A 12,569-nucleotide genomic window follows, 5' to 3' on the forward strand; every position below is an offset into this window, starting at 1 on the left:
GTACGGTTCCCGCCCACCCGGGTCAGCCCCGTGCGGTCGGCCAGGAAATAGCTCTCGGTCTGATGGTCGTTGCCCGATCCGTCCGCGACCACGACCAGCGCCTCGTCGGCGTCGGACAGGCAGAACGCACCGTAGGCGTGAGACAGGTGGTGGTCGACGGACACGATCCTGCGTGCGTCGACGCCGTAGCGCTCAAGACCGCCGGTGAAGCCCTCGTCGAGGCGGGGGCCGACGCATGAGAACACCACGATGCCGACGTCCGCGAGGGTGAGGTCAGCCGTTTCCAGGCAGTAGGCGAGGGCGGCCTGCCAGCCGCCGCTGTACCGGGTGCGGTTCAACCGTTCCTCGGCGATCGCGACGACCCGGTTCCCGGCCACGATCGCGCATCCGCCGTCGTGTCCGAGGTTCAGCCCTACGGCTATGGGGACGTCACTCATGGGAGACCTCCTTCGTCGTCGCGGAATTCTCCGCGCTCGCGGTGTGTTCGCTTCTTCCGGCCATGGCCAGCCGGAGTCGTTCCGCCCGTAGTCCCACGACCCGCGCGACGTCGGCCGCTGCCGCACTGCGACCCGCACTGCTCCGCAGGCGCGCGGGGGCGAGGGCGTCGCGCAGTCGGTAGCTGTCGTAGATGTCCGCGCCGGGGTGGATCATCAGCAGTCGGGCCACCGAGACGCCGTGCCACAGGGCACGGCCCCGCACGGCGGATGGCGTCAGGTCGGCCGGATGGATCGCGCGGTGGACCACGGCATCCGGCACGACGACCACCAGATGCCCGCCGCGTTGGGCGCGTACGGTGAACTCCGTCTCCTCGCAGCTCAGGTGGCGCAGACCGGCGACGCCGAGTCGGGTGTCGAACCGGGGCATCGGGTCCCGTCGTATCGCCAGGTTGCAGCCGACGACCCAGTACGGGGAGGCCAGTTCCGTAGTGGCCTGTGGCCACGTAAGAGGCACGAACAACTGGAGTACGTCAGCCGGCACGTCGCCGACGATCCCGTCGGTGAAGTACGGGACGACTTTGCCACCCGCGCAGTACGCCCCCGTCGTCTCCAGGGCGGCGGCCATGCGCCGCGCCCAGTCGGGCTCGGGCCGTGCGTCCGGATCAGTGACCAGCACGATCTCACCGCGCGCCCGCCGGATCCCGGTATTACGCGCACGCGAGAGCCCGGGCCGCCTCTCGTGGACGACCTGGCACGGCATGGGCCCCAGCCGGTATGGCCCCTGCGGCAGGACCGGCGCCGGATGGTTGTCCACCACGACCAGCTCAAGCTCCTCGGCCGGGTAGTCCTGGGCGCGGACCGCCCTGCCCAGGTCGCCCAATGCGCCGATATTGCCTCGCACCGCGACCACGACGCTCGTTCGCACGTTCGTCCTCCGCTATCGATTTGGCATCGGATGGTGCTGGGGTGTTCGTCCTCGACGGGGGCGCGGAAGCGCTACGGGGACGCTCGCGTACGGGGCAGACCACGGCCTGGTAGTGGACGTGGTCGCAGTCGACGATCTCGACTGACAGCCGCCTACCGGCGCGCAGGGTGAGCAGCGCCCGTCGGCGTGTCTCCTCGTCGCCGGTCCACCGGGTGGCCCGGCTGACGTCGGGTCCGGACAGGAACCGGGCGAACGGCTCAAGCCGGGCGACGAACCACGCGACAGCCGCATCCGGGCCGGAGACGGAATCCCTGCTCAGCCAGAACATCGAGCGGATGATCGCGCTCTGGGGGCCCGGGCTCTCCAGGGTCGCGAAGGCTTCGCAGCGGAAGCGCTCGGACAGCGAGGAGCGGTGCCAGACCCGGTCGACGGTGGCGGGGGCCTGGTTCCGGCCGTCGAGCACGCCACGGTTCGTTGGACGGGAGACGATCACGATGCGTCCTCCGACCCGGCTTCCGGCAGCGGGAGCGACGCCCACACCGTCTTTCGGCCACAAGCACCAGGTCGGCATCCCCACCGGTCGGCCAGCGCCTGCACGAGGATCAGGCCCCGCCCGCCCTCGTCGTCCTCCGCGGTCCGCCGTACGGCAGGGCGCCCGCCGTTGTCGTCTTCGACCTCCAGCACAGCGTCGCCGTTCCGGATCGTCAGGATCACGGACACACTGCCCGGGTCGCCGTGGTGGATGGCGTTGACGATCAGCTCGGTAACGATCAGCCCCATGTCGTCCGCGATCTCGGGGGCGCCCCACTGCCGGAGGGTGGCGACGACCGAGTGTCGTACGGGGGCTACAAGGTGAAGCCGCGGGGCGATGTCCGTGCACATGACCTGCGGGAGCCTGATGTCGACCGGCGCCGCGTCCCCGGCGGGGAAGGTCGCCGTCACCGTTGCCACCGCCCCTGCCGGGTAACGGCATCGAGGGGTCTGAACGGGGCCGGCACTCGCTGGGCGCGATGGTCCGTCTGTGCCGTTCCCGCGTTGTGTCGGTCGACCATCTCAGGCATGGCGACAAGCTTCGACGCCCCATGAGCAGAGGACCCGGACAGTTTGTCAGGGTCCTCTGTTCCCGCAGGTCAGGGCAGTTGACGTCCCGTTACCCGGCGGTTTCCGTGGCTCGGTCGATCGTGTCCAGCACCGCTTCCCACGGAAGGTCCCGGCCTGGGGTGGCCGCGCGTGGCTCGTGCAGCGGCCAGATGTCCGGTCCGTAGACCAGGTGAACGTCGGCCTCTCGCAGCGCGGCGATATGGCGTCGCCATGCGGGGTGGCGCGCGTGAGCGGCGTTCACCCTCGGAAAGACGACGACGGGCAGTCCGAGGGTGCCGATGGCCTCCCCCACCTGAGTCAGCGCCTGGTTGTCGGCGATACCCGTCGCGAGTTTGGCCACCGTGTTCGCGCTGGCGGGGGCGACCACGTAGCAGTCCACGCTCGGGTGCGGCCTCGCCTCTCCGGGCAGGCGTGGTTCGTCGCGTACGGGCAGGCCGGTCAGTGTCTCCAGCCGGTCGACCTCACCATTCATCCGCAGCCACCGACCGGCCGTCGGACTGAGCGTCACGGCGACCTGCCACCCGCGCGCCAGAGCCGGTTCCACCAGTCCTGTACGCAACGCCTCGACTCCCCCGGCACTCGTGCCCACGACCCCGAGGACTCCCCGCTTCTGTGTGTTCACTCCACCGCCCTGCATCGTTGAGCCATCATGAACACCTCCGACGAACGGGCGCCGCCGGTGGCCGGGGACCGCTTGATCAGGTCGCGCAGCGTGTCCCGTACACGGGGATTGTTCCGTACGAGCTGAGGCGACACGTGCTCGGCAGTACGCAGCTCGGCGAACGCGCTGTCCCCCTGGCCTGCCAGTGACAGGGCACGGGCGTGATCGATGCGATGGGAGACACCACGCTCCGTGGGCATGTGGCCCACGTCGATCTGGCCGTGCTCCACGACGTAGGAGATGTTGTCCAGGTCCAGCTCCGCCGACAGCCTGTGCAAGACGACGTTCGTGGGCCCGAAGCTCGTCTGCCAGTGGTTCTCGTCGGAACCGAGGCGGTCGGCGAGTGCTTCCGCCCGGTTCAGGAGACTCGTCGCCGTAGCCCGGTCCTGGCGCCGGGCCGCCGCGATGGCTGCCCGCAGGAAGATCATGCCCAGGAGGCTCAGGGCGGCCGGGTCGGTCTCGTCGACCCGGGCCGACAACCACCTCGCCGCCGTGTCACCCAGCTCCATGGCCTCGTCGTACCGGCCGTTGGCCAGCAAGGCATGTGTGCCGGACCGTGCGGCGGACGCGAGGACCAGCGGGTCGCCGGATTCGTCGGCGGCCTGCATGGCGCGTTCGGCTGCGAGCCACGAGATGTCGGACTCCCCGATCTTGGCGAGCGTTGTGGCGGCGAGGTGATGTACCCGGGCGGAAACGGCCCAGCATTCCCGGCGCTCCGTGGCGGAACGCGCCGCACGATCCTCAAGTTCCTGGGCGGTCTGCAGGAGGCCGGGGAGCCCGGCGATCACCTTGCCAAGGCGACCGGACTGATAGTCGCTCCAGGTCTGTTCGGCGAGCTCCGCGCTCGGGCCAGAGTTTGGGAGTTGTGCCTCGGCCTCCGGTCCGAACAGCAGCCGGGAGAGGCGACGCGGACTCATCAACGCGTCGCGGACGGCCGGGACGTCGTCCTGCTGCCTCTCGTCCTCCATGAGTACGGGCTGGCCGACCAACTCCCCGAGCGGCACGCGCAGCACACGGGCCAGTTCGGCGAGCATGTCGATGCGCGGCGGCTTGCGCCGACCGGACTCCGCTTTCACCAACCAGTCCGTGCTGCGGCCGACCAGCCCGGCCAGTACCTGCTGCGTGTACCCGCGGCGTCTGCGGTGGAAGGCGATCCGCTCGCCGATGCTCAGGTGATCTCCGAGACCACGCATACGTGCTGCCTCCCGTGATGTAGGGGCGGTCCCTACGATAGCTACGCGGCAACGTGATGGAGAGGGCCCACGTTTCCGTGGATACCTGCGTTGCCCGAGCTCAAAGTGAAGGCACTGGTGCACGGAGGTACGGACGATCTGTCCGGGACTGAGCGGACCCGGGCTCGCGCCAGGAGGCTGCTGGTTCATGAGGGTGGTCGCCTACTTGACGTGCCCCATCGATATCAGCCGGCCAGTGGAGTCGAGATCATGACCGCACGGGAGTGCGTTGTCGTTGTCGGGGCAGGGGTGTCCGGACTCACCACGGCCGTCGTTCTCGCCGAGGCCGGGGCTTCGGTGCGCGTGATCGCTGGGCAGGTGCCCGGTGCCACGTCACTTGCGGCCGGGGCGATGTGGGGCCCGTACCTGGTCGAGCCGAAGGACAAGGTCGACCGGTGGGGCCAGCGGTCCCTGGAGATCTTCCGCGAACTGGCCGAGGTACGGGTAGCGGATGTCGGGAGCGCGCCGAGGCGGTTCGGGCGTTGCTCTTCGTCCAGTGATCTGATCTGGAGGGACGGTCGTTGCCGGAGATGGCGGAGAAGCAGCCGCGCGTGGCGGCGGCCATCATCGTTCACGGGGGACGTGTACTGATGGTGCGTCGTCGTGTCAGGGAGGGTTCGCTCTCCTGGCAGTTCCCTGCCGGCAAGGTCGAACCCGGTGAGACTTGTGAAGAGGCCGCCGTGCGTGAGACGCGGGAGGAGACAGGTTTGGCCGTGGCGGCTGTGGAGCGACTCGGTGAGCGGGTTCACCCGGAGACGGGGCGGCAGATGTCCTACATCGCCTGCGAGGTACTGAGTGGCACTGCCCGTATCGCAGCACCCGACGAGGTGGCCGATCTTGCGTGGGTGGCGCATGGTGCGGTCTCTCGCTATGTGCCGTTTGGACTGTTCGGGCCTGTGCAGGTGTACCTCGACGCAGCCCTCTCCCGTTGAGAGCAGCCCGGAAGGCGGCGGCCCAAGGCTCGCTGTCGACCGGGTACACGTCAGCGGGCGCGGGCCGAGTCAGTGAAGCGAAATGGGCGCTGAGCCGGTCCGCGATACGAGATCGTTCACGGAGTCCCGGCGCGCTTATAGCCGACCCACAACCGGCCGCCGGCCTGCTCCAGCACCTCGTCCACAACGGTCACGAGAGGCTCCACTCTCCCGCCCAGAACCTCTTGTAGCCCGTGACGGAGGTGCGTGCTGAGCCCCGGTGCGGTCGTCCCAAGGCGCCGGGCTAGCCACTTTCCACCGCCACCCCAAGAACCGCCTATGGCCAGCGCCAGCTCACCAGTCCGTCGGACCAGTTCGGTGGCGATGAACAGACGCTCGTTCCGGTCGTCGCTTCCCGCGAGATCGTCCAAAAGGTCGGTGATCGCGTAGCGCCGGTCGTCGATCTCTTCCGCCGACAACGGGGGTGGTCCCGCGGTGGTCAGCTTCCGAGCCTCTGCGGCGATACGCGCTCCGAGCCCATCGGTGTCGAGGAGCAGCAACCCATCGGCACACATCCACAGCAGCGGTGACCGGCGCCTGTGGAGCTCCCGTTCGACGTAGGCGTGCCATGTCTCGTCGGTGTGTACGAACACCTCCACCGGCCACTCTGCGTGCTGGAGGCTTTCCCGGTACGGGGCCGGGGCGCCGTGGAGCAGCACCACGATGTCGAGGTCTGACGTCGCCGTGCGGCGGCCTGTCACGACGCTGCCTCCCAGGAACGCGGCACGCGCGTCCGGGTGTTGTCCATTTACGACGGCGTGTGCGGCCTCGATCGCATCCATGAGGCAACTATCAGCACGGTCGCCACCGCGCGCACATCGTTTTCCGGGGCGTGACCGGTTGCCTCCCGCTCCGTACCGGGGTTCGCCGCAGGCAGACAGCACAGATCCGAGAATGACTGGCCAACACCGCGATGGCATGTCAACGTGGACGATCTTCCCGCGAAAGCGCCAGGTCAAATAGGAGATCTCCGCGACTGCGGCAGCCCATCCGGATTCTCCACCATCATCGCGGCTCTACGGAGGCATGAGAGGCCGCGCGGTCTGAGGCAGAGTCGCCCTCGTGACAGATCAGTTGGAGACGCACGTTCTCCCCCGGTTGTGGACGACACGGACTGTGTGCGGAAGCTCGCGGTAGAGCCTGACGGCGGCCATCGTCTATGACGCAGGTAGGTGCGGGGACACCCAGCTCGGACATCCGCCCCGGGCCGACACGAAACCCAGCGCGGATTTCCTGTCCAGTGCCGCAAGAACGTCGGCGGCGATGAGAACCCTCGCGAGCCCTTGGAGGCACTCCTGCATCCCGAATCCCCGTGCGGACCAGCCACTCCGGCCAACATCCCACCCGCGTACTGGGTCGGTCCTCGGCACCTGGCCGGTGACGACGGGCGTCTCTACGACACCGTCGCTGATGCGCTCGCCGGCCTGGGCTGGACGAGCCTCATGATCGTTCGCGGGCGGCAGGAACGGGACGAGGCGCCGGAGGACCGTCAGGTCCTGCGCAGCACCGTCCTGCACGTCAGTCCCGACGCCCTGAGGTGGGCGCAATGGGTTTTGCCGGACGAGCCGTTCCACCTGGGGAACCAGCCGATCGCCTGGCAGGTGTCCGCTCGTTCGGACCTGAGCAGCCCGCTCGCCCGGTGGTCGGCCTACTTCACCCGTGATGTCCCCGGCGAGGTCCTCGCCGACTTCCTCACCGCGCTCGACGCCCGCGAGGAGCCCGTCCTGCCGCTCGGTGGCCACGAGGCGGTCCTCGACGCGGTTGCGGCGAACGGCTGGCTGCGAGACGCCGACGGGCCCGGCGCTGCGGCGGTGGATCCGACCTTCGCCTCACACATCCGTCTCGGTGCGATGCCGCCGCTCATTCAGGACGCCGACCCACTGGCACTGGTGGCTGAGGCTGACGACGCGGTCCTGGCCGGGTGGCAGGCGTGGGCTGAGCCGACCCGCAGGGCGGGCTACTTGTGGGCGGCGTCGTTCGGTGCCGGCGTGCCGCCCGACCTCGTCGCCGCTTTCGCCGACTCCCTCAGCTCCAGCGCACCGGTGCTGCGCCGGGTGTTGCCGGAAAGCACGCGCGATCGGCTCCTGCGCGCCCCAGCAGGCTGAGAGCCGTACAAGCCGTGGGGGCCGGGCCTCCCGCAGCGGGGGCCCGGCTTCGATCGTCGGCTATGTGCCGTCGTCATCCGGTCAGCGTCGACGACCGGCATCGTTCGCGGTGCGCGGCGCTCGCAGGATGCCGGCGGCCGGGGAACGCGGGTGCCGACCGCCTCCGGAGCCTGTGTCCTGGAGGCCCTCGGCGAGGGCGGGCAGGTGGGCGGTGCGTCGCAGCCGCCAGACGAGCACGTCGCTGATGGAGGCGGCGGAGTCGAGTTCGCGTCGTCGGGCGGCTTCGGTCAGCAGGGGAGCCGGGTCGTGGCCGGCTCTGTGGACGTCGTCGAGGGTGGCCGCCAAGGCGGGCCAGGCGGGTTCGGCCTGGACTCGTTGGGCCAGGTCCGGCAAGACCTGGTGGAGAAGTGCGGCGTGCCCCTGTCGAAGACGCGCGTCCAGGTGTTGGCCTCGCCGGCGGAGGAGTGCCATGGGATGGGTTGCGGCGGCCCGGTAGGCGGCGCGCAGATGTTCGGCGGTTCGCTGGGCGGCGTCGGCCTGATGGCTGTGGTGCTTCCTGGCGTGCCAGTTCGCTGCGGCGATGGCGAGGAAGAAAGCCATGTCGATGAGCATGGCGGTGGTGGCACCGTCTTCGCCGCGTCCCAGAGCGGTCCCGCTCTGGACAAGATCGCGGGCGGCCTGGCGCAGGGCGCGGTCACGCCCGTGTACGGCCCTGATGTGGGAGCGGCCGGCTCGCTCGAACGCGGAGGCCGCCTCGCGGAGTTGATCACGGGTGTGGGCGGCAGAGGTCTGGGCGAGGGCGTCCAGGACCTCGCCCGCTGCGGCGATCTGGGCGGCTGCCGAGCCGTCGTCGCCGTGGTCGATGATCAGCAGCGCCTCCCAGGTGGCGGCGGTGGCCCTGCGCCGAGCGAACGCGGGACCAGTCACGTCCGGCATGACGGGCTGGGCCAGTTCGGAGCCGTCGGCCGGGACGGCGGCCTCTGCCGGAAGCGCCCAGCGTTCGCGGATGCGCGGCAGGGACAGGTCGGGGGCGAGCTTGGAACCGGAGTAGAAAACCGGGTCGCCGTCCTTATTGCGATCGTCGGTGAGTGCGATCTTGTAGCCGAGAAGGTCGCCGGAGGGTGCCACACGTTTGCGGATCAGCAGGCCGGCGGCGGCCAGGCGGCCGAAGAACTCCTCCTCGCTGGTGGCGCCGGCCACGGCGTGCCGCACGGTTCTCCGAAGTTCCTCGCGCGCCGTGCGGTCCCTGCCCTGCCGTTCGGCTTTGCGGCGTTCGGCGCTGGTGGGGCGCTTGGCGGCGGTGCCGTCTCCGGGTGCGACTCGGCGTAGACCGTAGTCGGCTTCCACGCGGCGGGCTTCGTCCTGGGCGCGCCGGGCCTCGTTGTGCAGACGGGGGCGGCGGCCGTCGTCGCGGACCAGGGTGGCGATGATGTGGATGTGGTCATCGGCGTGCCGGACGGCGGCCCATCGGCACGCGGCATCGTCGCCGTCGGGAGCGATACCGGTGGTAGCGAGCATCCGGCGGGCAATGGCCGCCCAATCCTCGTCGGGCAGGATCGGATCCTCCGGGCTGGCCCGTACGGAAAGGTGCCACACGTGCTTCTTCGGGCGCCTGTCGACGGGCAGGGCGTTGACGGGCTGGTCGAGCAGTCGCTGAAGCTGCCCGCAGGTGGCCTTCGGGTCGCGGCCGGGGTCGGGGGTGAGCGGGTCGAAGGCGGCGACGAGGTGGGGGTCGGTGTGCTCCTCGTGGGTGCCCGGGCCGTACAGGTAGCGGATCAGGCCGACCGTCTTGCCGCCCCGTTTGTGGAGGCTGGGGATCACGTGGCGACGTCACCGTTTCGGTAAGCGAGCAGGGCGTCGGCCGCGTCCTCCGTACGGCGGGGCGCGCTGCGGACAGCGCGGGCGGCGGCGTCGAGCTGGGGTGTGTCGGCGCCGGAGTTGATGGCCTTGGCGACCTGGTTGAACAGGCCGTGGATGCGGCCCAGGTGTCGGCGGGCGGCGAACAGTTCCTCGATGACCTCCCGTTCGGTGGCGATCTCGGCGGCGGTACGGGTCAAGTCGCGGGCGGCCTTGTCGACGGAGTAGGCGAGGAAGGCGGCGTTGGACATCTCACAGTGGGCGGCTGCTTCGGTGAAGCGCTCGTACTCGGCGTCGTTCATACGGCAGCTGGGCTGGTGAACGCGCTTGTGGGATTTCGGTTGACGGGCTCGCTGGCGTCTCTTCGTGAGGGACTCGGTCTGCCGTCCTCCTCCCGGCTGCGGTCCGCCCGCGGTCGCGGCCTGACAGCCCGGTGCCTCCTGGCGCCGGGCTGTTCCCGCCACCCCCGGGGCGGGAACTCCGGGAGCATTGCTCCCGGGACAACTTGCTTCGCCTGGGGCAGAGGTCGCGGCCAGGAAACCTGCGGGCGAGCTGGGGTCTTGGCGGTTCGGGGCGTTCATGGAGTCTCTCGTCTCGGGGCGTGGGGATGCGCGTTGGCGTTGAAGGGGTCAGTGAGGCGAATCGCTGGCCGGGGCCGTGAGCTGCGCCTTGAAATCACGGACGATCCGCCCGACTACGTCGCTGGAGACCGTGTAGCCGGCCGTCCGCAGGGCGTCCTCCACCCGGTCGCGTCCGACGCTTCCGTTCTCCTCGTACGTGCGGCGGGTGAAGCCGAGGATGACGGCGTCGGAAACGCGGCGCCTGTGGTCCGCGTGTCTCTTCCGGGCAGGCGGCTTCCGCCTGGGCCTGCCCGTGGCGCTGCCCGAGCCGGTGTCTGCCAGCGGTGGGAGGTCTTCGACGTCTGCCCGTGGGCACTGCCCGGCCCCGGGCAGGGGAGCCGGGGGCTCCTCACCGTCATCCGGGTCCGACGGATGCGGGCGGGCGGTGTCCTCCACCTGCCCGGCCGGTTCCGGGCGGGCAGCGTCCTCTGCCCGTGGCGTCGGCTTCGAGGCGGCCGATCGCGGTCGACTGCGCCCGGGTTCACGGGCGGTGTACGAGTCCGGGACGTGCCAGCGCGGCGGCAACGTGATGGATGCGAGGCCGAGGCCCTGCTTGCGCGTGGCGAGTTTGCGCAGCAGTAGTGCGTCCTGCCGGGGATCGCCGTCGACATCGGCCTGCTCCAGGGCCTCGTGCAGCCGGTTGGCCAGGCGTTGCCCCTTCCTTCTGCCGCGTTGCTTGTCGGTCATCGCCTCGGCTCGGAGTATCAGGGCGACGGAATCACTCAGCGCGCGCTCGCGGATGAGCCGGGCCGCGTCGGCGTCCTGGTCCGCGATGCCGAGCCGGGCCAGCAGATGTTCGCGCGCCTGGCGGACGAGGACGGCGGCCAGGCTGCGTGAGGTGGCGTCGGGGCTGCGGTGGCGCAGCTCGATGCCCATGGCCAGGTGCCACAGCATCGCGGCCATAACCGGTCCGATCAAGGCTCGCACGGTGCCGCCGACGGGCCCGAACTCGGCGTAGGCGGGGATGATCTGCACGGTGGTGATCACCCACACGAGGGCGCCGGGCAGGCCGGGCGCTCTTGCGGGCCCGGCGAGGTTCTGGCGGGCCATCAGCGCGGTGGCGAAGAGGGCCAGCTCGGCGGTGGCGAACATGAAGGCGCGCTCGACGGTGCTGCCCATGTCCAGGTAGTCGGCGGCGAACCGCCAGCTGGTGTCCGCGCTGTAGACGGTGCAACCCAGCGCGGCCATGGCCGCTACGGGCACCGCGATGGTTCTGCGCCGCCGGCGGTTGGCGCTGGGCGGCTGCCGGCGCTGCCGGTGGATGAGCCATCCGGCGAACAGGGCGAGCAGCACGAACAGGGCGAGGAGCGCCAGGGTGGTCTCTGAGGATGTGGCCCAGTCCGGGAGGAGCCGGGTGCCGCGGTCCCGGGTGGCCAGGGGCGTGAGAGTGCGAGCAGGCAGGGTGGGTCTCCAAGGTGCAGAGGGAACGGAAGCGGAGTGCGGAAACGGCGGACGCTGAGCGCGGCTCCGATGACTCGCGACGGGCGGGGCAGAGCAGGCGTGCGCGCAGGCGGCGGGTGAGGCAGGGCCGAGGGCGGAAGCGCCGGTGGCGGCCGGTCAGGCGGCAGACACTGTGCGGCGGCGTCGATCGGTGCCGTCGAGGACGACTCGGTCGGTCATCTCGGCGAGGCGGGAGGCGACGCGGTCACCGAGGGCGCTGCGTAGCTGATCGGTGGGGAGGTTGGTGGTGATGAGGGTGGGGAGCATGTGCTCGTACCGGTGGTTGATGAGCCGGTACGTCAGCTCCTCGGTCCACTCGCTGGTTTTGGCCGCCCCGAGGTCGTCCAGGAGCAGCAGCGGGCAGCATGCCAAACTCCGCAGGTCGCGTTCGGCGTCGTGGCCTACACGGGGACGCAGGCGCGCGTGGAGGTCCGCGGTGGTCGTCGCCTCCCAGCGCAGGCGGACCCCTCGGGCGAGGAGAGCTCGGATGGCGCCGTACGCCTGGTACGTCTTGCCGGTCCCGGTGGGGCCGGCGATCAGTAGGGACGGACCTTTGGCGATGCCGGGCCCGCCGGGGCCGGGGCGCCCGGCACGGGCGATCTGGTCGGCCCAAGCGGTCACCTTCGGGTGGTCGGCCAAGGCCCGGCGGTAACGGGCGGGGATCCTCGCGTCGGCGAGTTCGAGCGCGGTGACGGGTTCCCCATGCGCCTCCTCGGCGGCGGTAGCCAGGTCGATGCCGCGGCTGGCCAGGATGCCGTTGAGCCGGTCGGCGAGTGGACCGACCCGGTGGGGCTCGCGGGTGGCGGTGGCGTTCAGAGCTCACCTCCGTAGGCGGCTTCGATATCGGAGGGGTTTGTCCACGCCCTATGGACAGCCGGCGCCTTGGGGGCCGCGTTCATGGCTTCGTTCACGAAGCTCGGCAGGGTGCTGGGGTGCAGGCCCTTGGCGCGGTGCAGATCGAGCCCTGCCCGGATGTGAGCTGGCGCGATGCCCTCGTCGAGCAGCTTGCGTACTATCCGGCCGAGATGCCCCAGGACGTCCTTGGGCGGACGGTGTGCGCAGGCGTCCGCGTATTCGGTGACGAGTTGCTTGGCCGAGACGGTGCTGGGCGCGGGGGCGCTTGCGCTCCCAGGGGTATCTCCTAGTGTCCTGAGTCGGTAGTTCGCTTGCGGTTATAGGGTGGGGCGATGCCTGGTCCGAAGCCGTTGCCGCTGGAGTTG

Annotated in this window: 12 protein-coding genes and 3 pseudogenes; 3 read left to right on the top strand and 12 right to left on the bottom strand. The window is 70.3% G+C overall.

The window, feature by feature from the left end; translation table 11 throughout:
* From LCE31_RS27590 to LCE31_RS27615, 6 genes and pseudogenes are all read right to left on the bottom strand, one after another.
* Positions 1-437 (bottom strand): annotated as a pseudogene (locus LCE31_RS27590) (hypothetical protein); the annotation flags it as partial.
* Positions 430-1,362, bottom strand: a complete 933-nt coding sequence (locus LCE31_RS27595; protein ID WP_225018890.1) for a glycosyltransferase family 2 protein — start codon at positions 1,360-1,362, stop codon at positions 430-432. The gene LCE31_RS27595 and the pseudogene LCE31_RS27590, both read right to left, overlap by 8 nt.
* A complete protein-coding gene (locus tag LCE31_RS27600) occupies positions 1,262-1,855 on the bottom strand; it encodes a hypothetical protein (RefSeq protein ID WP_225018892.1) in 594 nt (197 codons plus the stop codon). The genes LCE31_RS27595 and LCE31_RS27600 overlap by 101 nt, the downstream gene beginning before the upstream one ends.
* Entirely contained in the window at positions 1,852-2,304 is a 453-nt protein-coding gene (locus LCE31_RS27605) for an ATP-binding protein (RefSeq protein WP_225018894.1), read from the bottom strand. Before LCE31_RS27605 ends, LCE31_RS27600 begins: the two co-directional genes overlap by 4 nt.
* 208 nt (positions 2,305-2,512) lie before the next feature.
* Complete coding sequence (locus LCE31_RS27610) at positions 2,513-3,085, bottom strand: flavoprotein (protein WP_225018896.1); 573 nt, start codon at positions 3,083-3,085, stop codon at positions 2,513-2,515.
* Positions 3,082-4,317 (bottom strand): helix-turn-helix domain-containing protein, encoded by a 1,236-nt coding sequence (locus tag LCE31_RS27615; RefSeq protein ID WP_225018898.1) that lies wholly within the window; start codon positions 4,315-4,317, stop codon positions 3,082-3,084. The genes LCE31_RS27610 and LCE31_RS27615 overlap by 4 nt, the downstream gene beginning before the upstream one ends.
* 249 nt (positions 4,318-4,566) lie before the next feature.
* Between LCE31_RS27615 and LCE31_RS27620 the strand changes: the two are divergent.
* Positions 4,567-4,794 (top strand): annotated as a pseudogene (locus LCE31_RS27620) (FAD-dependent oxidoreductase); the annotation flags it as partial.
* 92 nt (positions 4,795-4,886) lie between these two features.
* A complete protein-coding gene (locus tag LCE31_RS27625) occupies positions 4,887-5,288 on the top strand; it encodes an NUDIX hydrolase (protein WP_225018900.1) in 402 nt (133 codons plus the stop codon).
* Positions 5,289-5,404: 116 nt separating this feature from the next.
* On the opposite strand, the gene LCE31_RS27630 is transcribed toward LCE31_RS27625, so the two are convergent.
* A complete protein-coding gene (locus LCE31_RS27630; protein ID WP_225018902.1) occupies positions 5,405-6,109 on the bottom strand; it encodes a nucleotidyltransferase domain-containing protein in 705 nt (234 codons plus the stop codon).
* 501 nt (positions 6,110-6,610) lie between these two features.
* Between LCE31_RS27630 and LCE31_RS27635 the strand changes: the two genes are divergently transcribed.
* On the top strand, positions 6,611-7,432 hold the full coding sequence (locus LCE31_RS27635) for a DUF317 domain-containing protein (protein WP_225018904.1): 822 nt from the start codon (positions 6,611-6,613) through the stop codon (positions 7,430-7,432).
* Between the two features lie 81 nt (positions 7,433-7,513).
* Here the strand turns inward: LCE31_RS27635 and LCE31_RS27640 are convergent, their stop codons facing one another.
* From LCE31_RS27640 to LCE31_RS27660, 5 genes and pseudogenes are all read right to left on the bottom strand, one after another.
* The gene (locus LCE31_RS27640) at positions 7,514-9,253 is read right to left on the bottom strand and encodes a relaxase/mobilization nuclease domain-containing protein (RefSeq protein WP_225018905.1); all 1,740 of its coding nucleotides are present in this window, start codon (positions 9,251-9,253) and stop codon (positions 7,514-7,516) included.
* Positions 9,250-9,591, bottom strand: a complete 342-nt coding sequence (locus tag LCE31_RS27645; RefSeq protein ID WP_225018907.1) for a plasmid mobilization relaxosome protein MobC — start codon at positions 9,589-9,591, stop codon at positions 9,250-9,252. The genes LCE31_RS27640 and LCE31_RS27645 overlap by 4 nt, the downstream gene beginning before the upstream one ends.
* 327 nt (positions 9,592-9,918) lie before the next feature.
* The gene (locus LCE31_RS27650) at positions 9,919-11,202 is read right to left on the bottom strand and encodes a hypothetical protein (RefSeq protein WP_225018909.1); all 1,284 of its coding nucleotides are present in this window, start codon (positions 11,200-11,202) and stop codon (positions 9,919-9,921) included.
* A 264-nt stretch (positions 11,203-11,466) separates the two neighbouring features.
* Positions 11,467-12,165 (bottom strand): ATP-binding protein, encoded by a 699-nt coding sequence (locus LCE31_RS27655; RefSeq protein ID WP_225018911.1) that lies wholly within the window; start codon positions 12,163-12,165, stop codon positions 11,467-11,469.
* A pseudogene (locus LCE31_RS27660) lies at positions 12,162-12,506 on the bottom strand (hypothetical protein); the annotation flags it as partial. The gene LCE31_RS27655 and the pseudogene LCE31_RS27660, both read right to left, overlap by 4 nt.
* Between the last annotated feature and the right edge of the window lie 63 nt (positions 12,507-12,569).

It is taken from the genome of Streptomyces sp. 8L (assembly GCF_020176795.1).
Taxonomy (GTDB): domain Bacteria; phylum Actinomycetota; class Actinomycetes; order Streptomycetales; family Streptomycetaceae; genus Streptomyces.